Below are 23,990 nucleotides of genomic sequence, written 5' to 3' on the forward strand. Positions count from 1 at the left end.
GCCGCGGCTCGAACGGCACGTGCACCACACCATCCGGGAAGGAACACGCCATGTCCAGCCGATCCACACTTCTCGCCTGTTCGTTCGCGGCGGCGGCCGCGGGGGTCTGCATTACCGCCGCACCGGCCGCGGCCGACGGAATCGACGACTACACGCCGGTGAACTCCGCCGACTATCTGCTCTCGGACCCGGACCGTCCGGGCACCGCGTTCTTCAAGACCCCCGACAACCGGTATTGCGCCATCTACTGGAACACCGGCTACGTCGGCTGCGACGCCGTGTCGATGGACGCGCCGCCCGGAACGAATCAGTTGCGCGCGGCCACCTGGGAGGCGGCCGGGTTCCGGTTCTCCGATCAGCCGAACTTCACCCACCCCGACGCCCGGGTGCTGCCCGAGGGGCACCGGCTCACGTGGGATTCGGCGACCTGCGGTGTCGGCTACCAGGGCACCGTCACCTGCGCGGCGGGTCCGCACGGGTTCACGCTCTCGGCCGTCTACAGCGTTCTGCACTGATTCCTCGTCGGCCCAGGACGCACCACGAATAATCGGCGTGCGTCCTGGCGTGGCAACGTGGCAGCATAGAAGGCGTATGACGAACTCAGAGACTTTTGACATGACTCCGGTCGACGGTGACGATCACGCCGACGAGGCTGCCGACACCCGCGATGCCGTCGCCGAGCACGCCGCCCGGATGGCGGCGCGCGAGGAGCGGTTGAAGGGCACCGCCCACGCCGGATGGGCCGCCGAGCCCAGCGGCCACGAGCCGACCCGCGGCGAGATGCAGCTCGACGAACGCAGTTCGCTGCGCCGTGTCGCCGGGCTGTCCACCGAGCTCACCGACATCACCGAGGTCGAGTACCGGCAGCTGCGGCTGGAACGCGTGGTGCTGGTCGGCGTCTGGACCGCCGGCACGGTCGCCCAGGCGGAGGCGAGCATGGCCGAGCTGGCGCTGCTCGCGGAGACCGCGGGCTCGGAGGTGCTGGAGGCGCTGATCCAGCGCCGCGACAAGCCCGACCCGGCCACCTACATCGGTTCCGGCAAAGCCGAGGAATTGCGCGCCGTCGTGCTCGACAGCGGCGCCGACACGGTGATCTGCGATGGTGAACTGACCCCGGCTCAGCTGACCGCGCTGGAGAAGGTGGTCAAGGTCAAGGTGATCGACCGGACCGCCCTGATCCTGGATATCTTCGCCCAGCACGCCACCTCCAGCGAGGGCAAGGCGCAGGTCGCGCTGGCCCAGATGGAGTACATGCTGCCGCGACTGCGCGGCTGGGGTGAGTCCATGTCCCGGCAGGCCGGTGGCCGTGCGGGCAGCAATGGCGGCGTGGGTCTGCGCGGTCCCGGTGAGACCAAGATCGAGACCGATCGCCGTCGCATCCGCGAGCGAATGGCCAAGCTGCGCCGCGAGATTCGGGAGATGAAGACCGCGCGCGATACCAAGCGGTCGCGGCGCACGGGCAGCGGTATCCCGTCGGTCGCGATCGTCGGCTACACCAACGCGGGTAAGTCCAGCTTGATGAACAGCCTGACCGGCGCCGGTCTGCTGGTGCAGGACGCGCTGTTCGCCACCCTCGATCCGACCACCCGCCGGGCCGCGCTGGACGACGGCCGCGAGGTCGTGTTCACCGACACCGTCGGCTTCGTGCGGCATCTGCCCACCCAGCTGGTCGAGGCGTTCCGCTCCACGCTGGAGGAGGTGACCGGCGCCGACCTGCTGCTGCATGTCGTCGACGGATCCGATCCGATGCCGTCCGGTCAGATCAAGGCGGTCCGTGAGGTGATCACCGATGTGATCAAGGAGCAGGGCACGGCCGCGCCGCCGGAACTGCTGGTGGTCAACAAGATCGACAATGTGGAGCCGATGGAGCTGACCCGCCTGCGCGCACTGCTGCCGGACGCGGTGTTCGTCTCCGCGCACACCGGCGCGGGGCTGGCGGAGCTGCGGGCTCGGCTGGCCGAGGTGCTGGGTGGCCTCGATGTGGAGGTCAGTGTGCTGCTGCCGTACACGCGCGGGGATCTGCTGGCGCGGGTGCATGCGGACGGGCGCATCATCGGGTCGACGCACGAGGAGGGTGGTACGCGGGTGCACGCCCGGGTGCCGCATGCGCTGGCCGCGGCGCTGTCGGAGTTCGCGCACGCATCCACGAACGGGATCGCTTCGGAATAGGTGTCGGTCGGCGGGATTTCGCGCGGGGGGTCCGCCGAAATGCCGCCGACCGTCCGCGTTTCGGCCGGAAACAGCGCGAGTGGGGTCGCTACGGGCTGAATTGCAACCGGTTCCAATTCATGCGCTACCCTCGAAACAGCCGCACCTGAGTTGTGGCGCAGGGGACAGTAATTCCACTACGACGACGTGCTGGGATCCGACATTCGATGGGGACACCGATGCCTGAATCCTTGACCGATGGCGCGCCGCTCGAGGTGCGCCTGAGCGCGGCCGACAGACTCGTGATCGAGGCGATCACCGCGCCGACCCGGGCGTGGACCAGCCCGATCTTCCACGGGCTGGACAATATTCCGGCCGAAGGCCCGGTGCTGCTGGTCGGCAATCACACGCTGACCGGCGGTTTGGACGCGCCGCTGCTGCTGCCCGAGGTATTGCGACAGCGTGGGCGGCTGCTGCGCGGCCTCGCCGAGGACGTGCTGATCCGGGTGCCCGGACTGCGAGAGTTCCTGCAGCACTTCGGAATCGTGCGCGGCAATCGGCGCAATTGCATGACCTTGCTGCGGCGCGGTGAGGCTCTGATCGTGTTCCCGGGCGGCGGTCGCGAGGCGGTCGGCCGCAAGGGGGAGCAGAAGTACACGCTGGACTGGCGGGGCCGAACCGGCTTCGCGCACATGGCGATCGAGACCGGCGCCACCATCGTGCCGATCGCCATGATCGGCGGCGATGATGTCTACGACATCGTCTTGGACGGGCGGCATCCGATGATGACGCCGCTGCGGAAGGTGGTCGAGGCGATCGGGCTGAAATCCGATCTGACGCCACCCCTCATCCGCGGAATCGGTCCCACCCTGATCCCGCGCCCGGAACGTTTCTACTTCTCCGCGGGCGCGCCGATCGACCCGGAGCCGTGGCGCGCCGCGGACAACCCCGAGGCCGCGGCCACCGAACTCCGCGATGTCGTGCGCAAGGCGCTGGAGGAGGAGATCCGCTTCCTGCTCGCCGAGCGGGCGAAGGATCCGGGCCGGACCCTCGCCGGCCGCCTGCGGGGGCTATTACCCCGATAGGCCGCTTCCAGACGTGATTCCCGTCGCAATTCCGCACCGCATCCGTTCCGGCATCCACGGCCGAAGCCTGTTTCGACCGTGGGTTCGCCGGATCGTTACGGCGTGCGCCTAATGGTCTGCTGAGAAATCTCTGGCAGCCTCTCAGCAAGCGTTTCGTACGGTGATCGCCATGTTCTGGAGCAGGAAAGTGGCAGTGCTGGCGGCGGTAGCGGCGATGGGATCCGGTGGCGCCACGGCCTACGCGGCGACACCGCAGGACCCGATCATCGCGTCCGGCAATCTGCTGGCCACGCCGCGGTCCGCCGACGGTTCCCGCATCGCGAGCTACGACATTCTCGACGAACGCAGTGTGCGGCTCCAGGTCTACTCGGCCGCGATGGACAAGAACATCCAGATCGACGTGCAGCGTCCGCGCGACGCGTCGACGCCGCGCCCGACCCTCTACCTGCTGGCCGGCGCGGGCGGTGGCGAGGACAAGGCGACCTGGGCCGCGCAGACCCAGGTGCCGCAGTTCCTGGCCGAGCAGGACGTGAATCTCGTTCAGCCGGTCGGCGGCAAGTTCAGCTACTACACCGACTGGATCGCCGAGGACCCGGAACTCGGCGTCAACAAGTGGAAGACCTTCCTCACCGAGGAGTTGCCGCCGCTGATCGACGGCGCGTTCGATACGACCGGCGTCAATGCCATTGCCGGACTGTCGATGTCGGGCACCTCGGTGCTCCAACTGGCCGAGGCGAAGCCGGGGCTGTTCCGATCCGTCGCCGCCTACAGTGGCGCGGCGCAGATCAGCGACCCGGTCGGCTACGACTTCGTCAGCACGGTGGTGCGCGCCGGTGGCGGCGATCCGGACAACATGTACGGACCCGAGGACGACCCGCGCTGGGCCGAGAACGATCCGCTGGTGCACGCGGAGCGGCTGCGCGGCACCCACCTGTTCATCTCGAGCGGTTCCGGCCTGCCGGGGCAGTGGGACACCCTCGACGGCGAGTTCGCGCTGCCCGGCCCGGGCGGGCTCGCGAACCAGCTGACCGTGGGCGGCGCGCTGGAAGGTGCGACCAACTGGGGTTCGCACAATCTGCAGAACCGCTTGAACGAGCTCGGCATCCCGGCCACCTACGACTTCACCCCGGTCGGCACCCACTCGTGGGGTTACTGGCAGGACGCCTTCCTGCCCCCCTGGCCGGTGCTCGCTCAGGGGCTCGGCCTGCCCGCCTGATTCCGTCTTCCCACTTCAATTGCCTCATCTGGTGAATGGATGACCAGGTGGGGCAATTGTTTCCTGCCCAGAAGTGAACTGTCGTTCTCGTTCGGGGTACCGTATGGGGGAAGCGACGGGTAGGTGTGGACCGCCCGGCTGTGGTCACTAGGAGGTTGGTGTGGAGCGCACACTGTTCGAGCCCGAACACGATCTGTTCCGCGAGTCGTTCCGCAAGTTTCTCGATCAGCATGTGGCCCCGAACCACGCGAAGTGGGAAGAGCAGGGCATCGTCGACCGCGATGTCTGGCTCGAGGCGGGAAAGCAGGGCTTCCTCGGCATGGCCGTGCCGGAAGAATTCGGTGGCGGCGGCGTCAAGGACTTCCGCTACAACGCCGTCATCACCGAGGAGTCGGTGAAGGGGCAGTACTCCGGCCTCGGCTTCGCCCTGCACAACGATGTCATCGCGCCCTACCTGCTGGAACTGGCCAATGACGAGCAGAAGCGGCGCTGGCTGCCCGGCTTCTGCACCGGCGAGATCATCACCGCCATCGCCATGACCGAACCCGGCACCGGCTCCGACCTCCAGGGCATCAAGACCCGCGCGGTCCGCGACGGTGACGACTGGATCCTCAACGGCGCCAAGACCTTCATCACCAACGGCATCAACTCCGACATCGTCATCGTGGTTGCCCAGACCGACCCCGAGAAGGGCGCGCTCGGCTTCAGCCTGCTCGTCGTCGAACGCGGTATGCCCGGATTCGAACGCGGCGCCAACCTGGACAAGCTCGGCCTCAAAGCCCAGGACACGGCGGAGCTGTCGTTCACCGATGTCCGGGTTCCGGGTAAGAACCTGCTCGGCGTCGAAGGGCAGGGCTTCATCCACCTCATGCAGAACCTGCCGCAGGAACGCATGTCCATCGCCGTCATGGCCGCCGCGGCGATGGAGGCATGCCTGGACATGACCATCCAATACGTCCGGGACCGCAAGGCTTTCGGCAAGCCGATCGGCGCGCTGCAGAACACCCGATTCGTGCTGGCCGAGCTCGCCACCAAGACCACCGCGGTGCGGATCATGGTCGACCGGTTCGTCGAGGACCTGAACGCGGGCACACTGTCGGTCGAGGACGCGGCCATGGCGAAATGGTGGAGCACCGAGGAGCAGGTCGATCTGATCGACCGCTGCCTGCAATTGCACGGCGGCTACGGCTACATGAAGGAATACCCGATCGCCAAGGCCTACATGGACGCTCGCGTGCAGACCATCTACGGCGGCACCACCGAGATCATGAAGGAGATCATCGGCCGCTCGCTGAATTTGAGCTGATCGATCTCGAGATATCCACGGCCGCACGGTATTCCGTGCGGCCGTCGGCGTCAGCGGGGATCGTCCTCGGCGGGATTCCACGGTGTCGCCGCCGGACGATACTTCGACGACCGCTTCGTACGAGGCTTGCCCGGCGCCGGTTCGGGCGCCCAATGCGGCCGCTGAAGCGGGGGCAGATTCAGGCTGTTGTGCGCTGGGAGATCCAGACTTCCGAACCCCGCGTCGGGCGGAAGTGACTCGGGGGCCCGGAAGTCGCCGATCAGCGGCTGAACATCGCCTACCGGGGCGCGGTTACCGCCGGCCCGCGCGCGGGTGCCGCCGGACGGGATGGGGTTGCCGTCGGCGCGCGCACGGGTGTCGCCCGGAGCGCGAGTGTCGCTGGGAGGCGCTGGAATCGGATTCCGGAATCCACGCGGTGAGGTATCGACGACGCTATGGTCCGGAACCCGCGGAAATTGCGGCCCTTCGACTGTGAGCGGTTCGGTGACCTGATCCGCGCCCCAGTCACCGGCGGCCGTCCGAGTCTCCGCCTGCTGCGGTGACCGAGGTTGCTGTGCGGGCGTGGTGTGCGTCGGCGTATAGCCATGGCCGAGCCCTGGCGGCATATTCGGTGTGCGGTCGCTGCCGGGCGCGAGCGGGATATGCGCGGCCGGGTGGCTGCCGGGCGGAGTGCGTGTGGATCCGTGGTGGTCGGGGGTTGGTGGGATGTGCGCGGCTGTGTGGCTGCCGGGTGGGGTGTGCGGGGCGCTGTGGCCGTCGGGAGCAAGTGGGATGTGCGCCACTGGGTCGACGCCCGGCGGAAGGTATGTGCGGCCCCCTGGTACGTGAGAGGTGTCGCGTGCTGTCGGAAAGGTATCGGGCGACTGGCGTTTCGGTCGCGCTGGAGGCGCGTTGTCGATCGGGTAGGCCGAGTGGCCGGGATGGATGGCAGCGGGCTTCGGCTGCGGCGTCGGGGTAGTCGGCGGACCCGAAGTCGATTCGCCGCTGCCGCGGGATGAGAATGCCTGCCCGCCCGAGAGTCCGGCACCCGACTCGATTCCGCTCTCCGCCGGTCGAGCCCGGTCGGCCTCCGGCTCGGTTCGGGCTTTCGATGGCCGGGCGGTGCGGGATGCTGCCCCGGTCTTGCTGTCCGGTCGCGGGGGCGCTGGTTCGGACCCGGTGGTCGGTGTGGGATGTGTCGGTTCGGTGGGTGGCTGCTCGGTGGAAACCGGGGTGGGTGGGGTGGTTTCGTCGGCGAGTAGGGCGCGTTCGGCTCGGAGTTCGGCGTCGGTGGGTTGGTAGCGGCCGATGTGGGGGTTGTAGTGGCCTGCGAAGAAGGGGTCGCGGGGGAGGGGGCGGCCGTCGTTGTGGTGGGCGATGTAGGTGTGGATGGCGGGGTTGTGGCCGGGGCGGTATCTGGGCGCGAGAGGGTCGCCGATGTGCTCGTGCTCTGCTGCCTGCAATGCCCTACCCCCCGAATCCGCCCGCCAGTCCGGCGAACAGAAAACTACCTACCCTCTATAGGACGTATTCAACCCCGGTCGGGTTCCCGCGATTCGAGATTTGGCGCACATGCGAAAAGCGCCCGCACCGAGCCGGTGCGGGCGCTGACGCGACGGTGTCAGAGGTTTGCGCCGAGCACGCCGCCGACCGCGCCGCCGACGACCGCGCCGCCGACAGCGAACGGGATACCCGCCGCGGCCGCGCCGGCGACGCCGCCGAGCACGCCGCCGACGGTGCCGCCGACGGTGACGGCGACCCACGGGTTCACGATCCATACCGGCGCGGTGGCGACGGTGCCGATGAGCGTGCCGGCGGCTGCGCCCGCCACGCCGCCGACGATGGCGGCGGGGACACCCGCGCCGACCGCGCCGACCGCGGCGCCGGCGAGCACACCGGCCGCGATCTTGTCGGCGCGCGCGGGATCGATGCCGATCGACCGGCCGCCGGTGGAGATCGCGGCTTCGATATCGGCGGCGGTGGTGTTGACCGGGTCGAGGATGGTGTCGGGGACGCTCTCGGGCACCGGCTGGGTGAAATCGCCGAGGCGCAACGTGCGCGGCGGCGGCGCGATCGGCGCGACGGGGGTGACCGGGGCGGGCAGGTGCAGGGCCTGCACATCGAGCGGCGGGGCCTGGGTGGGCGCGGGGATCGGGCGCCGATGCTGCGGGACGGCGTAATCGAGCGGACGCGGCGGGGCGGTGATGCCCGGCTGTACCGGAGCGGTGATGCCCGGCTGTACCGGGGCCGACCGTTCTACCGCCGGTCCGGGCTGCACGACGGTGACGCCGGGCTGGAACGCCGAGTAACGAGGCGCGGGGCGGTCGGGGGCAGGCTCGGAGTGCGGCGCGGGGGCGGGGGCGGCGGGGCTGCTGGGCCGGGGCGCCGCGCTGCTGCTGGGCGCCGGACTGGGCGCGGCCTGCCGCGGTTCGGTGGTGCTGGTGCACGCGACCGCCACGGCGAGCGGGAGCACGCCCGCGACCAGGGGACGGAGGGCGCGCCGCGACGCGCCGGACTGAACTTCTCGTTGCCGACTCACGTCGAAAAACCTCACCGGGATTGATGGTTGATTCCTCTCGGCCGAGCGGGTCGGCCGATCGCCGGTGATAGTAGCTGAAAGAAAGCTGAGTAACGCGACCTGGGTTGCGATGTTCGCAGCGGAGAACCTGCTGGGGGTCTTGTGCGTCGCGGGCCTGCGCCTCCGTGGATCGATACGGAGCCGACCGCAGCCGGTCGAATGATCGGCTGACTATTTGCCAGCGGTCAGAGAACGACCACGTAGGTGTTCATGCCGCGCTGGCGATGTTCGCCGACCGAGCACCAGAACTGATAGACGCCCGGCGCCAGATCGACCGTCACTTCAGCCGTATCGCCGGGGCGGACGACCGCGGTGCGCGCGATCTCCGTGCCGAGCAGATCGGAGACCACCAGATCGTGCGGCGCGTGCCCGGTGTTGTTGGTGGTGAATGTATGTGTGCCGGGTGGCAGCCACATGGGTACGGCGACGCTGTACTCGTATTCGTCGATCGTGACGCGACTGTCCTCGTGTACCGCGTGGGGTTCGGCGGGTGTCGGTGGTTCGGCCGGAACCGGTGTCACGCCGAGAATCGCGGAGCTGGAAAGGGCGGCCAGGATGCCTGCCGTGTACCGCCTCGTCTGTGTTTTCATCGCCCGCTCCTCAGGGGTTGTGGGGCGTAGACGCGCGCAATGCTGCGTAGTTGGAAGCCTACGCCGCTCGGGGGTGTGTCGACCCTGGCGGCGGACGTGCCCATTGCACTCTTACTCAGGTTAGGCTAACTTTACCGACGCCTGCCGGGTGGTAGCCACGGCAAGCGCGAACGAATCGGTACGAGTGAGGGATAGGTACAGCACGATGAGGATGAGGAACTTCGCTGCGGCGTCGATGATTACGATCGCCGCGTTGACGGTCGCCGGCGGCACCGCCGGCGCCGCACCGGCTCCGGTCGCACCGCAGGGCGGGTTCACCGTGCCGATCGTGCCCGGTGTGATCAACTACACCACGAACAACGACGGCAACTCCGCCGTCGTCACCACCGACGCGGGCAGCCTGGTGGTCAAGGATGGACAGTTCCAGATCCTTTCTCCCGCAGGCGATATCGTCGGCGGCGTGCCGCTCGAGGTGAACGTCGAGGATATCGTCTACCCGGTGCGCGCCACCATCGAGGGCAATCGGGCGACGCTGACCCCGGTCGTCGAGGCCGCGTTCTACCGTCCGGCCGTGTTCGCTCCCAAGCAGGTCGCCGCGTCGACTCCGGAGCAGCGGGAGCAAGCGGCCTGGTCCAAGTTCGGTAGCCGGCTGTCGGTGGGCGCCGCGGTCGGCGCGATCATCGGCGCCATCGGCGCGGGCGTCGTCGGCTGCGTTGCCGGTGGTGTGCTCGGTCTCGGTCTGACCCTGCCGGTGGCGCTGCTGCTCGGCGGCGGTCCGATCGCCGGCTGCCTCGCCGGTGCGATGACCCTGGGCCCGCTGGGCGCGATGGCGGGCACCATCGTGGTGGGCGCGCCGGTCGCGATCGCCGCGGCGATCGAGTACTTCAACGCCGTCAACGCGCCGCTGGCTCCGGAGGAGCCGAAGAAGTAGCCCGATGTGGTGAGTTCGGTTTCGGCCGGTGTGTCCCGTGACGGGCGCACCGGCCGCGGCCGTTTGCTGAGTAGGAGAGATCGGTGGTCGAAACACCCACGGTCGCAACGGTATCCACCGCGGCGATGGCACGGCGGACGCTCTGGTTGCTGATCGGGGTCGGGGTGCTGGCGGGGGTCTGTGTGCTGAGCCTGATGATCGGGGCCCGCGATATTCCGATGGGCACCACCTGGGATGCCCTGTGGCACTTCGACGGATCCGACGATCAGGTGGTGGTCCGGACGCTGCGGGTGCCGCGCACCGTGCTCGGGCTGATCGTCGGTGCGGCACTGGGCGTTTCGGGTGCGCTGATCCAGGCGATGACCCGCAATCCGCTGGCGGATCCCGGAATTCTGGGCGTCAACGCGGGTGCGGGCTTCTTCGTCGCGCTCGGCGTGGCGGTGTTCGGGCTGACCAGCGTGTGGTCCTACGTGTGGTTCGCGTTCCTGGGCGCGGCCGTGGTGGCGGTGGCGGTGTACGCCCTGGGCTCGCTGGGGCGCGGCGGCGCGACGCCGATCCGGCTGACGCTGGCCGGTGTGGCGCTGGGCGCGGTGCTGACCGGCGTCACCATGGGCCTGATGCTGCTCGACCCGGACACCTTCGACCAGATGCGTTTCTGGAACGCGGGTTCGGTCGAGGGGCGCGGCATGGTCATCGTCTGGCCGGTGGCGTGTTTCGTCGCGGTCGGTCTGACCGTGGCGCTGGCGGTGGCGCGCCCGCTGAACGCGCTCGCGCTCGGTGAGGATCTGGCGCGCACACTGGGCACCGATATCGTCCGCACCCGGGTGCTGGCCGTGATCGCGGTGACCCTGCTGTGCGGTGCGGCGACCGCGGCCGCCGGGCCGATCGGCTTCGTGGGCTTGATGATTCCGCATGTGGCCCGCTGGTTCGTCGGCGCGGACCAGCGCTGGATTCTGCCGTATTCGATGGTCGGTGCGCCGATTCTGCTACTGGTCGCCGATATCGTCGGCCGCCTGGTGGTGCGGCCCGATGAACTGGCGGTGGGGATCGTGACCGCGTTCGTCGGCGCGCCGGTGCTCATCGCCCTGATCCGCCGTAAGAAAGTGAGTTCGCTGTGACCGCCTGCCCGATTGCCGCGCCGAGATCGGCGCGACCGCGAGGGCAGGGGGCCCCGTGGTGAAGTCCTCCTCGCGAATCGATTTCGGGCGTCGAACGGTGGTCTTGCGCGTCGGCGAACGGGTTTCGGTGCGGATCGGGCTGCGCACGCCGGCCGTGATCACGATCCTGGTCGCGGCCGGTGCCGTTGTCGCGGTGCTGGCGCTGGGCACCGGCGACTACCAGTTGGCGCCGGCGACGGTGGTGCGGGCCGTGTTCGGGGATTCGAGTCGGCTGGCCGAGTTCGTCGTGATGGATCTGCGGATGCCGCGGGTGCTGCTGGCGATCATGCTCGGCGCGGCGCTCGGCGCGAGCGGCGCGATCTTCCAGTCGCTGACCCGTAATCCACTGGGCAGTCCCGATGTGATCGGTTTCAACACCGGGGCCTATACCGGCGCGCTGGTGGTCATGCTGATCTTCGGGGGCGGCTACCGGCAGACCGCGCTGGGCGCGCTGGCCGGCGGCATCGCCACGGCCGCACTGATCTACCTGCTGTCGTTGAAGGGGGGCATGCAGGGCTTCCGGCTGATCATCGCGGGCATCGCGATCAGCACCATGCTCCAGTCGGTCAATGTGTACCTGCTGATGAAGGTCGATGTGAATACCGCCATGGCCGCGGCGGTCTGGGGCTCGGGTTCGCTGACCGGGCTGGATTGGACACAGGTCACGCCGGTCGCGCTCGCGCTCGCGCTGCTGCTGCCGGGGGTGCTCTGGCTGTCCTATCGGATGCCGCTGCTCGAACTCGGTGACGAGACCGCGCAGGCGCTGGGTCTGCGGCTGGAGCCGACCCGGCTGACGGCGGTGCTGGTGGGTGTCGCGCTGACCGCCGTGGCCACGGCCGCCGCCGGCCCGATCGCGTTCTTGTCCTTGGCCGCACCGCAATTGGCGCGCCGGCTGACCCGCTCGGCCACGGTCGCCCCCGCTCCGGCGGCAGCACTGGGCGCGCTGCTGCTGTTGCTCAGTGACTGGATCGCCCAGCGGGCCTTCGCGCCGACGCAGTTGCCGGTCGGTGTGGTGACGGTGTCCATCGGCGGTGGGTACTTCGTCTGGCTGCTCGCCCGGGAAGCACGTCGGTAGCTTCCGATTTCCGCTCGCAATAGTTTAGGCTCAATTTAGTTAGGGTTGCCTATCTACGGTGATCGGGTGTCGAAGGATGAGGAGTTCGGTGTGGGTGCGCTGCCAGGTGTGGATTCCGAAACCGGTGGCGTGCGGCTGCTTTCGCTGACCGGTGCCCAGCTCGGGATCTGGAACGCCCAGCGCCTGGACCCGGAATCGCGCAGCTACCTGGTCGGCGAGGTACTCGAGATCTCCGGCGCGGAACCGATCGACATCGACCGGCTCGGCGCCGCGATCGGGCGGACCATCGGCGAAGCCGAGACCATGCGCCTGCGGATGATCGAAACACCGGACGGACCACGGCAATTCGTGAGCGACGCGACTCCCGAGCTGCGCCCCCTCGCCGACCTGCGCACCGAGGCCGACCCGGTCACCGTGGCGCACGCCCTGGTCGATGCCGAACGCGCCCGGGCCTCGGAGTACTGCCGCCACATGGTCGAGCGCCAGCTCTACACCTACCAGCTGATCCGGCTCACCGACCGGGAGGTGTGGTGCGTGCAGCTCTACCACCACCTCATCGTGGACGGTTACAGCGCGGCCATGCTCTCGCGTCGCGTGGCGGCCCACTACACCGCGCTGATGCGCGAAACCGAGGTCCCGGCAGTCGGATTCGGTTCCATCGAGACCCTGATCGCCGAGGACGAGCAGTATCGCGCGGGCGAGCGGTTCGAGCAGGACCGCGCCTACTGGCGGGATCTGCTCACGCCACTACCCGCCCTGGACGGTCGCGGCGAGCGGGCCGACGGACCGGCCGAGCGCACCATCCAGGCGCGTGCGGTCCTGTCCGCCGCCGACCTGGATCGGGTGCGCGCGGTCGCCACGGCCACCGGCACCACCTGGGCCGAAGTGCTCATCGCCGGGTACGTGGGATTCGTGCATCGGCTGCTCGGCGAATCCGATGTGGTGATCGCCATGCCGTTGATGGCCCGGGTCGGGCGCACCGCGCTGACCACACCGGCGATGGCCGTCAATGTGCTCCCGCTGCGGGTGACCGTGCGCGGTCACGACACGCTGGCCACGCTGACCGAACGGGTCGCCGCCGCCATGCGCGCCATGCGCGCGCACCAGCGGTATCGCGGCGAGAACCTGGCCCGCGATCTGGGTGCCGCCGGCACCGGGGCGCTGCTGCACGGAATCGGCATCAATCTCAAGGCATTCGACTTCGCGCTGGACTTCGCGGGCGCGGTGGGTGTGCTGCGGAATGTGGCGGGCGGGCCGCCGGAAGACCTGGGGCTCACCGTGACTCCGATCGCGGACGGTGCGGTGCAACTCGGATTCGAGGTCGACGCGCGCACCAACGATCGGGAGACCGTGCGGCGGCGGATGGCCGGGCTGGTACGAATCATCCAGGGGCTCAGCGAGACCGGGGAAACGGCCATCGGCCGGGTCGAGATGTCCGAAGGCGGAGCGGGCGAGCGGATCCTGCTCGAACGGGCCGCGCCCGCGCTTCCGGGCGCACCGCGGAATGTGCCCGATGCGCTGAATCGGCTGGTCGAGCGGTCACCGGAGTCGGTGGTGCTGGTCAGCGGTGCGGCACGGCTCACCGCCGCCGAACTGGGGAGCCGGGTGCACCGTTTGGCGCGCTCGCTGCGTGCCCGCGGCATCGGGCCCGACGACCTGGTAGCCCTCGCGCTGCCGCGCACCGTGGATCTGGTGGTGGCGCTGCTCGCGGTGCTCGATGCCGGCGCGGCCTACGTGGCGCTGGATCCGGAGCATCCGGTGCGGCGGCTGCGAGCTGTCATCGAGGACGCCCGCCCGCGGCTGGTACTCGGCGATGCCGCGCTCGCCGCCGAGCTCGCGGGCGACGGATTGCCCGAACCGCTTCGGCTGGACGCGGATTCGTTCCTGGCCGAACTCGCGGACCGGTCGGGCGGGCCGCTGGCCGAGGAGGAACTCGCGGCCGCACGGCATGACGAGCACCTGGCCTATGTCATCTACACCTCCGGTTCCACCGGTGCGCCCAAAGGTGTGCTGGTGCGCGCGGGTGGACTCGCGCACCTGCTGCACCATCATCGAGCCACGATCTACGCCGACGCCGCGGCACACGCCGGAGACCGGCAGTTGCACACCGCGCACACCGCCTCGTTCGCCTTCGACGCGTCCCTGGATCAGCTGCTGTGGCTGCTGGCCGGGCATCGCGTGCACGTCTACGACGCCGAATTGCAGCGCGACGCAGCGGCTTTGGTGGCGACTTTCGCGCGCGACGCCATCGATGTCATCGATACCACGCCGTCCATGGCGGCCGCGCTGGTCGACAACGGCATGCTGAGTGTGGCGCGCCCGCGGTTGCTGGTGATCGGTGGCGAGGCCGCGCCGCCCGCCCTGTGGGACACCATTCGTGCGACCGGCATCGCGGCGCACAACCTGTACGGGCCGACCGAGGCCACCGTCGATGCGATCGGGTCCGTGATCGACGGTGTCGCGCCGCGCATCGGCTATCCGCTCGCGGGCACCCGAGCCTACTTGCTCGACAGCGCGCTGCGGCCGGTCGCCCACGGCGAGCGCGGTGAGTTGTATTTGGCCGGACCGCAATTGGCGCGCGGATACCTGGGCCGCCCGGTCGCCACCGCGGACCGATTCGTCGCCGATCCGTTCGGTGCGCCCGGTGAGCGCATGTACCGCACCGGCGATCGGGCTCGCTGGGTGCCCGGGCTGGGCTACGAGTTCCTGGGCCGGGGCGACAAGCAGGTCAAGATTCGTGGCCATCGCGTCGAATTGAGCGAGGTGGAGGCGGTGCTCGGCGCGCTGCCGGGTGTCACGGCCGCCGCCGCGGTGCTCACCACCACCGCTCCGGCCCAGCTGATCGGCTATATCGTTGCCGCGAAGGGGATTACACTGCCCGCCGCCGACGAACTGCGCCGTTCCCTGGCCGCCGAGGTGCCCGATCACCTGGTGCCCGCGGCGCTGGTACTGCTCGACGAGCTGCCCGTGACGGTGAACGGCAAGCTCGACCGCGCCGCACTACCCGCACCACAGCTGGATTCGCACGGCCGGGCGGCGCGCACCGACCGGGAGCGCGTGCTGTGCGAGGTGGTCGCGGAGGTCCTCGGCCGCCCCCGCGTCGGCATCGACGACGACTTCTTCGGCCTGGGCGGCGACAGCATCACCGCCATCAGCGTCAGCAGCCGCCTTCGTGCCCACGGTCTGATCCTCCAGCCGAAAGAGCTGCTCGCCCAACGGGATCTGGCCGCACTCGCCGTCCAGGCGGTCGCGGTCGAGGCCGGCGAGGCCCCACGCACCCCCGATGTCGCCACCGGCACGGTCGCGATCCCGCCGATCGTCCGCGCCCTGCTGGACCGCAACCCGGACCCGGCCGCCACCGCGGCCTACGCCCAGTGGACCGCCATTCAGGTCGACGAGCCGTTGACCATGGCGGATCTCACCACCGGTCTGCAAACCCTGCTGGACCGCCACGACGCCCTGCGCCTGCTCCTGCGCCGCGCCGCGGACGGCACAGCGGATCTGATCATCCGTGATGTGGGTGCGGTAGTCGCCGGGGACATCGTCAGTGAGCGGCACCTGGATGGTCACTCGGCGCGCGCACTGGATTCGGCCGTGGACGGGCGCGCCGCGCTGGCGGAGCAGGCTTCGGACACCGTAGCTTCCGGCTCGGTCACCGGCATTGTCGCGCCGGTGGACCAGCGGTCAGGCACCGCGGCGGCAACCGGGGACGCGGCGTCCGTGGATGCCGCAGTGCGGCAGGTGGCGGAGCAGGCGGCCACCGAGCTCGATCCGCACGGCGGGGTGCTGCTGCGGGTGGTGCTGCTGCGCGGTGCCGATCGGGTGATCGTCGTGGCGCACCACCTCGTGGTGGACGGCGTGTCCTGGCGGATTCTGGTGCCGGACCTGCACGCGGCATGTGTGGCGGCCCGGGAGCGGCGCGCGCCCAAGGCGATTCCGGCCGGGAGTTCCTGGCGGCGGCATGCGGGTTTGCTCGCCGAGCAAGCAGCGGCCGGAGTCCGCCGGCCGGAGATGAGCTACTGGCAGGACGTGCTGACGGGCGGCGGCTCGCTGGGAGCGCGATCCTTGTGCCCGACTCGCGATACGGTCGAAACAGCGGTTCGGACACGTACTCTCGCGTCGCCGGAGCTGACGGACGCGCTGCTGATCACCCTGCCCGCCGCGTACCGCGCTCGGGTCGACGAGGTGCTGCTGGCCGGGTTGATGCTGGCGCTGCGATCGTGGCGGCAGGCGCGCGGGGAACAGATGATGTCGGGACAACTCGTCGCGGTGGAGGGCCACGGGCGTGACGCGCTCACCGCAGACACCGATTTCGCCCGCACCGTGGGCTGGTTCACCAGTGAATACCCAGTGCGAGTGCCGACCGAGGCGATTGCCGATGATGCCGCGCTGGCCGACGCGCTCGACGGTGGCGCCGCGGCCGGTCGGCTGGTACGTGCGGTGAAGGAAGCCAAGCGTGCGGTGCCCGATGGTGGCGTCGGGTACGGGGTGCTGCGGTACCTGGATCCCGAGACCGCGCCGGTGCTCGCCGAATACGCGCCGCCGGAACTACTTTTGAACTATCTCGGGCGGTTCCCCGCGCTACCCGCACGTGGGTGGCGGCTGCCCGAACAGGATCCGTTCGCGGTGTACGAGCCGCCCGCGAAAGCACTCTCGGAAGTGCTGGCGCTCAACGTCTTCGTGCACGGGGCGGGCCCCGAACGGCTGGCGGTCGAATGGACCGCCGCGAGCGCCGTGCTGGCTGCCTCGGAGGTGGCGGCACTGCAAGAGCATTGGGAGCTGGCACTGGAGGCGCTGGCCGCGCACGCGGTGCTGGCACCGGGCGGTTTGACGCCGTCGGACTGCGCGGAGCTCGCGGTCGATCAGGACGGCATCGACGAACTGGAAGCGGTGCACGGCCCGCTGGCCGACCTGCTGCCGCTCTCGCCGCTCCAGGAAGGTCTGCTGTTCCACGCGGTGCGTGATGGCGCGGACGACGTCTACACGCTGACAGCGCGTTTCGATCTCGCCGGTCCACTCGATGCCGAGCGACTCATGCGCGCCTTCGACCAGGTGCTGGCCCGGCATCCGAATCTGGGCGCGGCCTTCCATTACGAGGAGTTCGAGCGTCCCGTTCAGGTGATCCCGCGCACGGTGCGGGTGCCGTGGCGACAGGTCGATCTGTCCGCGCTGCCCGCTCGGGCCGCCCTCCGTTCCGCGGATCGGCTGGAAGACGAAGCGGCGGCACAGCTGTTCGAGGTGCGCACCGCACCGTTGTTGCGGGCCTTGCTGATTCGGTTGCCCGGCGACGCTCATCGACTCGTGCTCAATGCCCATCACCTGCTCACCGACGGCTGGTCCACGCCGATCATGGTCCGGGAACTGCTGTCGCGGTATCACGAGACCGGCGCGTTGCCTTCGCCCGCGCACTACCGTGACTACCTGCGGTGGATCGGCAGCCGAGATCGTGCGGTAGCGCAACGGGTGTGGGGTGAGCGCCTGGGCGGCCTGGCCGCCGCGACACTGGTGGGCGCACCCGGCGCGCGCGGCGCCCGTGCCGCCGTGCGGATTCCGCTGCCGGAGGACACCGCCGCGGCCCTGAGCGCGCTCGGCCGGGCGCGCGCACTGACCCTGAACACGCTGGTGCAGGGCGCCTGGGCGGCGCTGCTGTCCGAACTGACCGGCCGCGCCGACGTGGTGTTCGGCGCGACCGTGTCGGGACGTCCCGCCGACCTGCCCGGCGTCGAAACCATGGTCGGCTTGTTCAGCAACACCATCCCGGTGCGATTCACCGTCGATCCCGACCGCCCGCTGCTCGACCAATTCATCGGCCTCCAGGACGCCCAGTTCGCGATCCAGGAGGTCGAGCACACCGGTTTGGCCGAGGTAGAGCGAGTCGCGGGCCTCGGTACCCTGTTCGACACCCTGGTCCTGTTCGAGAACTTCCCGAATTCCGGGCCCGGACAACCGGAGTCGCACGAACTTCGCGTCACCGGATTCACCAACCGCGGTGTGACCCACTACCCGATCACCCTCCTGGCCCCGCCGAGCACCGGTCTGGATCTGATCCTGGATCACGACACCACGGCCGCCCCGGCCGAATTGGTGAACCGGATCGCCCCTCGGCTGGTCGAACTACTCACGGCGCTGGTCGAGAATCCGGACCAGCCGGCCGCCGACCTGCTGAACAGCGCGCCGGACCCGGTAGTGCTCGGCCACATCGACGCTCGCGCCGATACCCCGACGGGTGCACCCCGGAAAGCGGCTGTCGCCGTTGTCGAGCCGGGTGCGAGCAGCCTCGGCCGAGGTGAAATCACCTCCCGGAACCCACAATCCGGCAGCCCCGTTTCCGAGGCGGTAGCGACCACCGAGGCGGTGGCCGTCACCGAAGCGCTGGCGGTCACCGGGCCGGTAGCGGTCACCGCGGCGGTCGAAACCGCCTCCCGGTACCCGGAATCCGCGCTGATCGACGCCGTGCGGTCCTGCGCTGCCCGGGTACTCGAACTCCCGGCGATCGCCGCCGACGACGACTTCTTCCAGCTGGGCGGTCACTCCCTGACCGCCATGCGCCTGGTCGGCGCCCTCCGCAAACTCGGCATCCGAATCATCGTCGCGGACATCTTCGACGCCTCGACTCCCCGAACCCTCGCCCGACGCGCCACGATCGACCCGGCCCGCTGGTCACGCACGAGCGAAACCGTTTCGCCCGCAGTCGATCCGCTGGATCCTGACCAGAGGCGGGCCGGACCGACGGGTGGTACCAGCACGCTGAACACCTCGTATGCCGTTGCCGCGCAGTCCGGTCGCGTCGCCCGAGCAGCGCGCTCGACGACCGGGGCACCACTTCCGATCGACAACTCGCCGCATCCCGGTGGATCGGTTGCCGACGGCGAAGCGGTCGGCCATACGGATCCTGCCCGGCGCGGTGCAAGACCGGCTGGGGTCGCGGTCGAGTTCGCGGAGCAGGTGCGGCGTACGCCCGATACAGTGGCCGTCGTCAGCGGGGGAGCAGAGTTCACCTATCGAGAACTCGGAGCCAGGGTGGACGAGTTGGCCCGGCGGTTGTATGCCGCCGGCGCCGGTCCGGAACAGGTTGTCGCCGTGGCACTCCCACGGTCGGCCGATCTCGTGGTGGGCCTGCTCGCCGTCCTGCGGGTGGGTGCGGCATACCTGCCGCTGGACGTCGACTACCCGGCCCAGCGCCTCGAGTACATGCTGGCCGACGCACAGCCGGTCTGCGTGCTGACCGACACGGCGGTCGCCGACCGGCTACCCACCGGGGCCGGGGGCAGTACCAGGACGACCGGCGGTGCTGAGGCGAATGGCAGTGCCGAGACAGTCGGTGGTGCTGCTGCGATCAGCGGTGCTGAAGCGGGCGACTGTGTCGAGGCAGTCAGCAGTGCTGAGGCCAACGGCAGCGCCGCCGCAGTCGGTAGTGCTGATGTGAGGGGCAGTGCGCAGACGGGCGCTTCTGGTGCGGCGGGCGGCAGTGCGGACGACGTCCGCGTGGTGCTGATCGACGCGGTGCAGGACGATTCGACGGTCGTACTGCCGGAGCCTGCCGTGGCGGGAGCGCATCTCGCGTATGTCATTCATACTTCCGGGTCGACCGGTAACCCCAAGGGGGTGCTGATCAGCACCGCGAACCTGGCGGCGTTCGCGGACACGGTGGTGGCGGACAGGTGGGTGCGGCCGGGGGATCGGTTCGTCGCGGTGACGACGGTGTCGTTCGATATCGCGGTGCTGGAACTGCTGGTGCCGTTGACGGCCGGGGCTACCGTGGTGGTCGCCGATCGGCCGACGGTGCTGGACCCGGATGCGTTGTACGCCTTGATCGCCGAGAGCGGCGCTACGGCGATGCAGGCGACGCCCTCGCTGTGGCGGGTGCTCGTCGAGCACGAGGACGCGGCCCGGCTCGGGGCCGTGCGGGCACTGGTGGGTGGTGAGGCGCTGCCTGCGGATCTTGCCGCGGATATGGTCGCCCGCTGCGGCGCGGTGCGAAATGTATACGGCCCCACGGAAGTAACCGTGTGGGCGACGTGCGCGGAACTGGCGCAGGATGATCCGGTGACGATCGGCGCGCCGTGGACCGACGTGCACACGCGGGTTCTCGATGCCCGGCTCCGGCCGGCGGCCGAGGGCGAACTGTATCTCGGTGGCGCACAGGTGGTCCGGGGCTATCTGAATCGGCCCGCGCTGACCGCCGAGCGGTTCGTCGCCGACCCCGATCACCCGGGCCAGCGCCTTTACCGCACCGGAGATCTGGTGCGCCGCACCGAGAGCGGCCTGCGTTTCCTGGGGCGCGCCGACGACCAGGTGAAGGTGCGCGGATTCCGGATCGAGCTCGGCGAGGTCGAGACCGCGCTGCGCCGGGTCCCCGGCGTGCGCGCGGCCGCGGCGTGTGTCCGCGCCGACTCCGCAGGGACCGGCCGCCTGTTCGGCTATGTCGTCACAGTGGACGGATCTCCGCTCGATCCGGCAGCGGCGCGTGCGCACCTGGTGACCACCGTGCCGGAATACATGGTCCCGCAATCGATCACGACCGTTGCGAAGCTCCCGCTGACGTTGAACGGCAAACTCGACCGGAAGGCGCTTCCGGATCCGACACAACCGTCGACGGGTTCGCGGACCCTTCCGGGAGCTGCCCTGCGCAATCGGAGCACCGACATCGTCCCGCTCGCGAACAGCGGTGAGATCACGACGGTGCGTCCGCTGCTCACCCTGGACCCCGCAGCCCGAGCCCGCTTGAGCGCCCTCTGCCCGACCTGGGTCGAGGCGCTACCGGTGTCCCCATTGCAGGAGGGCATGTACTTCCAGTCGGTGCTGGACAGCGCCGTAGGCAGCGACGCCTACCACATGCAGCCCCGATTCACCTTCGCCGCAACGGCTTCGGTCGATGTCGCGGCTCTGCGGGCGGCCGCTGACGCGCTGCTGCGCCGGTACCCGAATCTGCGAGCGGGGTTCACCCACGGCGGCTTCGCGCATCCGATCCAGTTCATTCCGGCGGTGGCGCGCGTGCCGCTGCGGGAGGTGGATCTCACCGCGGAAACCGATATCGAGTCGGCGCTGCGGGAGCTGGCGGCCGCGGAGTTCGCGATCCCGTTCGACTATCTCGCACCACCGTTGATCCGGATGACGCTGGCGTGGCTGCCGGGCGGTGGCGCGCACCTGGTGTGCACCCAGCATCACCTGCTCACCGACGGCTGGTCGCAGACCCTGATGTATCGCGAACTGTTCACGCTGTACGAACACGCCCGCGCGGGTGGTGAGTTGGACGCTGTCCTGCCCGCACCGGCCGACTTCCGCGATCATCTGCGCTGGCTCGCCGAAACCGACAGTGACGCGGCCGAAGCCGCGTGGTCGGCCTATCTGAGCGAGCTGGCGCAGCCGACGCTGCTCGCCACGCGGCAGCCGGCCGAGCAGGCGGCGCTGCCGATCTTCACCCGGACCGCCCTGTCGGAGTCCACGACGCGGGACCTGCATGCCTTCGCCCGCGCTGCCCGGGTCACCCTGTCGACGGTGCTGTCCACCGCTTGGGGGCTGGCGCTGCGGACCAGCACCGGCTCCGATGACGTGGTGTTCGGCACCACGGTCTCCGGTCGATCCCCGGAGGTCCCCGACGCCGACCGCATCGTGGGCCTGGCACTGAACACTGTCCCGGTGCGGGTCCGGACCGGCCCGGGTGAGCTGGTGTCCGACCTGGCGCGCCGCGTCTTCCGCGAGCAGGGCCGGCTCACCGAGCATCATCAGCTCGGGCTCGGCCGGATCCAGCGCGCGGCGGGTGTCCCCGCCCTGTTCGACACCCTGACGGTCTTCCGCAATGTCCCCCGCGACCAGGCCGCCCAGTCGGAGATGTTCCAGCGCAACGGAATCACCGGCTTCGACGCGATCGACGGCACGCACTACGCGATCACTCTCGATATCGAACCGGGTTCGCCGAGCGCGCCGCTGAGGATCACCTGCGAGCATCGCCCCGATCTCGTCACGGACGACGACGCCGCCGCGCTGCTGGACCGGTTGGTCGCCGTTCTCGAGCTAATCGCCTCGAAAGAGGCTGTGCGCGTGGCAGATACGGCGATCCCGGCGGCGAGCACGCCGCTGGAGTTCGCGCCCGCCCGGGTCGAGGTCCCGGTGCCCGGCCAACCGGGCGGCAGCGTCGATGCCCTCCTGCGGGAACGCGCCCGGGCGACACCGGATGCGACGGCCCTGGTGTGCGGCGCGGTCTCGCTCACCGCCGGTGAACTCGACACCCGCGTGGACCGGCTGGCCCGGCTGCTCGCCGGCACCGGCGTCGGCGCCGGCGACACGGTCGCGCTGGCCCTGCCGCGGACGGCCGATCATGTGGTGGCGATCTTCGCGGTCATGCGCACCGGCGCGGCCTACCTGCCGTTGGACCTCGCGCATCCGCCGGCCCGCCTGCGTGACCTGATCGCCGACAGCGCTGCCGCGGCGGTGATTTCGACGATCGCCGAGTCGAGCACGCTGTTGGCGGACACGCACCGGGCGGTCCTGCTGGACGATCCCGCCGTGGCCGCCGTCCTGGACGGTCACCGCCCGCCGCCTGCGGTCGCGGTGCCCGGCCCGATCAGCGCCGATCAGCCCGCCTACGTCATCTACACCTCGGGTTCCACGGGCAAGCCCAAGGGCGTGGTGGTCGGTCATCGGGGCCTGACCGCGATGTATCACAACCACGTCGACGAGATCTTCCGGCCGACCGAGCGATCCGCGAACCGTGGTCGCCTGCGGATCGCGCACACGGTGTCGTTCTCCTTCGACATGTCCTGGGAGGAGCTGTTCTGGCTGCTCGCCGGGCACGAGGTGCACGTCATCGACGAGCGGGCACGGCTGGAGCCGACGGCGCTGGTGCGTCACTATCGCGCGGTCGGCATCGATGTCGTCAACGTGACCCCGTCGTACGCGCGGGAACTCATCGCGGGCGGGCTGCTCGACGGCGAGTACATCCCGGCGCTGGTGATCCTCGGGGGTGAGGCGGTGCCCGCCGATCTGTGGACCCGCCTGCGCGAACAGCCGGGGGTCGACGGCTACGACCTGTACGGCCCGACCGAGTTCACGATCAACGCCATGGGCTCGCCCGTAGGCGGCTCGCGGACGCCGTGCCTGGGCCGCCCCGTCCGCAACGCGCATGCGCGGGTACTGGATTCGGGATTGCGCGAGGTGCCGCTGGGCGCGGTGGGCGAGCTGTACATGTCGGGTGACGGCGTCGCGCAGGGCTATCTGGACCGCCCGGGCCTGACGGCCACGGCGTTCGTGCCCGATCCGTTCGCCGCCGACGGCGCCCGCATGTACCGCACCGGAGACCTGGTGTGGCGCAGGCGCGATGGGCAGTTGCAATACCTCGGTCGCGGTGACCACCAGGTCAAGATCCGCGGCGTCCGAATCGAACTGGGCGAGATCGAAGCGGCGTTGACCGCTTGCGAGGGCGTGCGCCGGGCCGCGGCTACCGTGCGCCGCGACCAGGCCGGGGCCGCGCGACTCGTCGGCTATGTCGTCCCCGAGCCGGGCGCGGCCCTGCCCGACCTGCGTCCGGAACTGCGCAAGCGACTGCCCGCCCAGCTGGTGCCCTCCGACATCGTGGTGATCGCGTCGATCCCGCTGACCCCCAACGGAAAACTCGATCGCGCCGCGCTGCCCGCACCGCCCGAGCGCGCCGGGAGCAACCGACCGCGCACCGCCGCCGAACACGCCCTGTCCGCGGTGTTCGCCCGCGTACTCGGCGGCGCCGAGGTCACCGATGTCGAGGACAGCTTCTTCGATCTGGGCGGCGACTCGCTGCGGGTGATGCGCCTGGTCGGTGAGTTGGAGCGCGAATTCGGCGTCACCCTCGCCGTCGGCACGGTCCTGGCCGCTCCGACGGTCGCCGATCTCGCCGCGGTCCTCGAGTCCACCCGAGCCTGAACCCCCGGCCGCCCGGCCGAGCACAACTAG

General features: G+C 69.9%; 11 protein-coding genes. 9 read left to right on the forward strand and 2 right to left on the reverse strand.

The genetic code is table 11. The annotated features are described in order from the left end of the window. The first annotated feature begins 50 nt into the window (after positions 1–50). From ACFVMC_RS21575 to ACFVMC_RS21595, 5 genes are all read left to right on the forward strand, one after another. Positions 51–515 (forward strand): hypothetical protein, encoded by a 465-nt coding sequence (locus ACFVMC_RS21575; RefSeq protein ID WP_379212798.1) that lies wholly within the window; start codon positions 51–53, stop codon positions 513–515. A gap of 178 nt (positions 516–693) precedes the next feature. Further along, positions 694–2,169 carry a GTPase HflX gene (hflX, locus tag ACFVMC_RS21580; RefSeq protein WP_379213257.1) on the forward strand — a complete coding sequence of 492 codons (1,476 nt, stop codon included), beginning with the start codon at positions 694–696 and terminating at the stop codon, positions 2,167–2,169. 218 nt (positions 2,170–2,387) lie between these two features. Beyond that, complete coding sequence (locus ACFVMC_RS21585) at positions 2,388–3,233, forward strand: lysophospholipid acyltransferase family protein (RefSeq protein WP_379212800.1); 846 nt, start codon at positions 2,388–2,390, stop codon at positions 3,231–3,233. A gap of 169 nt (positions 3,234–3,402) precedes the next feature. Next, positions 3,403–4,449, forward strand: a complete 1,047-nt coding sequence (locus ACFVMC_RS21590) for an alpha/beta hydrolase (protein ID WP_379212802.1) — start codon at positions 3,403–3,405, stop codon at positions 4,447–4,449. A 160-nt stretch (positions 4,450–4,609) separates the two neighbouring features. Further along, positions 4,610–5,755: an acyl-CoA dehydrogenase family protein gene (locus ACFVMC_RS21595; protein ID WP_379212804.1), complete on the forward strand. Its 1,146-nt coding sequence runs from the start codon at positions 4,610–4,612 to the stop codon at positions 5,753–5,755. Positions 5,756–7,355: 1,600 nt separating this feature from the next. On the opposite strand, the gene ACFVMC_RS21600 is transcribed toward ACFVMC_RS21595, so the two are convergent. Continuing rightward, positions 7,356–8,273: a hypothetical protein gene (locus ACFVMC_RS21600; protein ID WP_379212806.1), complete on the reverse strand. Its 918-nt coding sequence runs from the start codon at positions 8,271–8,273 to the stop codon at positions 7,356–7,358. Positions 8,274–8,497: 224 nt separating this feature from the next. After that, on the reverse strand, positions 8,498–8,902 hold the full coding sequence (locus ACFVMC_RS21605) for a cupredoxin domain-containing protein (protein ID WP_379212808.1): 405 nt from the start codon (positions 8,900–8,902) through the stop codon (positions 8,498–8,500). A 211-nt stretch (positions 8,903–9,113) separates the two neighbouring features. Between ACFVMC_RS21605 and ACFVMC_RS21610 the strand changes: the two genes are divergently transcribed. From ACFVMC_RS21610 to ACFVMC_RS21625, 4 genes are all read left to right on the forward strand, one after another. After that, on the forward strand, positions 9,114–9,833 hold the full coding sequence (locus tag ACFVMC_RS21610) for a hypothetical protein (RefSeq protein WP_379212810.1): 720 nt from the start codon (positions 9,114–9,116) through the stop codon (positions 9,831–9,833). Positions 9,834–9,958: 125 nt separating this feature from the next. Then, a complete protein-coding gene (locus ACFVMC_RS21615; protein WP_379213259.1) occupies positions 9,959–10,951 on the forward strand; it encodes an iron chelate uptake ABC transporter family permease subunit in 993 nt (330 codons plus the stop codon). Positions 10,952–11,009: 58 nt separating this feature from the next. Beyond that, positions 11,010–12,065 carry a FecCD family ABC transporter permease gene (locus ACFVMC_RS21620; protein ID WP_379213261.1) on the forward strand — a complete coding sequence of 352 codons (1,056 nt, stop codon included), beginning with the start codon at positions 11,010–11,012 and terminating at the stop codon, positions 12,063–12,065. Positions 12,066–12,131: 66 nt separating this feature from the next. Continuing rightward, a complete protein-coding gene (locus ACFVMC_RS21625) occupies positions 12,132–23,960 on the forward strand; it encodes an amino acid adenylation domain-containing protein (RefSeq protein WP_379212812.1) in 11,829 nt (3,942 codons plus the stop codon). The last annotated feature ends 30 nt before the right edge of the window (positions 23,961–23,990 follow it).

Origin of the sequence: Nocardia sp. NPDC127579 (assembly GCF_042672005.1) — a bacterium.
GTDB lineage: Bacteria > Actinomycetota > Actinomycetes > Mycobacteriales > Mycobacteriaceae > Nocardia.